1 protein-coding gene is annotated in these 1,475 nt (G+C 69.5%); it reads right to left on the bottom strand.

The genetic code is table 11. The annotated features are described in order from the left end of the window. A partial coding sequence (locus tag G3N99_RS39995) for an ABC transporter permease subunit (RefSeq protein WP_206125166.1) occupies positions 1-1,475 on the bottom strand: 1,475 nt, incomplete at both ends.

The raw sequence follows: 1,475 nt of genomic DNA on the forward strand, positions 1-1,475 counted from the left end.
TGCCCGCGCGATCGCGACGCGCTGCTGCTGGCCGCCGGACAACTGGCGCGGGTATGCATCGGCTTTATCCGCGAGACCGACACGCGCGAGCAGCGCGCGGGCGATGCGCTCGGCGGCGTCGCGCGTGACGCCGCCCACGACGACCGGCGCCTCGACCAGGTTTTCGAGCACGGTCAGGTGCGGGAACAGGTTGAAGTTCTGGAACACCATCCCGACGGCCGTGCGCCGCGTCAGCACGTCGCGCTCCTTCAGTTCGTAGAGCACGTCGCCGTCGCGGCGATAACCAATCAGTTCGCCGTCGATGTCGATGAAGCCGTCGTCGACGCGTTCGAGATGGTTGATCGTGCGCAGCAGCGTCGACTTGCCCGAGCCCGACGGCCCGACGATCGCGGTCACGCTGCCGCGCGGCGCGACGAACGACACGTTGTCGAGCACGCGCTGCATGCCGAACTGTTTCGATACGCCATGCACGGCCACTTCGCCGCCGGCGCGCGGTGCGACGGCGGTCGCGGTGTCGCTGTCGCCGTGAGCCTGCGCGCCCGATGCAGCGTGACGGGACGCGACACGCCGCCACAGCCCGCCGAGGCGCGCGAGTGCGAACGTGATGACGGACGGCGGCGGGTTGCGCAGCGCGCCGCGTGCATAGTGCCGCTCGACCTGCACCTGGATGGCCGACAGCACGGTCAGGATGATCAGGTACCAGACGGTGGCGACCATCAGCAGCGGAATCACTTCGAGATTGCGGCGATAGATCACCTGCACCGTATAGAACAGCTCCGGCATCGCGAGCACGTAGACCATCGACGTGCCTTTCGCGAGCATGATCAGGTCGTTGAACGCGGTCGGCAGGATCGCGCGCATCGCCTGCGGCAGCACGATCCGCGTGGTCTGGCGGCCGCGCGGCAGGCCGAGCGCGGCGGCCGCTTCGAGCTGGCCCTGATCGACCGCGAGAATGCCGCCGCGGATCACCTCCGCGGAAAACGCCGCGTGGTGCAGCGTGAGGCCGAGCACGGCCGCGAGGAACGGGCTGATCAGGTCGGTCGTCGGCGTGTCGAACCACACGATGTCGGTGAACGGCACGCCGAGCCGCACATGCTCGTACAGGTAGCCGAGGTTGTTCAGGATCAGCAGCAGCACGATCAGCGGAATCGAGCGGAACAGCCACACGAACGTCCACGCGCTCGCCGACAGCAGCCGCGAACGCGACAGCCGGGCCAGTGCGACGAACGCGCCGAGCACGAGGCCGAACACCGCGCCGAGCAGCGTCAGCACCAGCGTGCGCGCGAGCCCCGACAGCACCGGCGGCGACAGGAACCATTCGGCGAACACCGGCCAGCCCCATTGCGGGTTGCCGAGGATCGAATGCAGGACGATCGCGATCAGCGCGACGGCGAGCACGGTGCCGGCCGTGCGCGTCCGGTGGCGCGCGGGCACGATCCGGAAACGCGTGCCGGCGTCGCGCGCGCCGGGGGAAG

The sequence above is a fragment of the Burkholderia sp. Ac-20392 genome, assembly GCF_017104585.1.
In the GTDB taxonomy this organism is placed as follows: domain Bacteria; phylum Pseudomonadota; class Gammaproteobacteria; order Burkholderiales; family Burkholderiaceae; genus Burkholderia; species Burkholderia lata.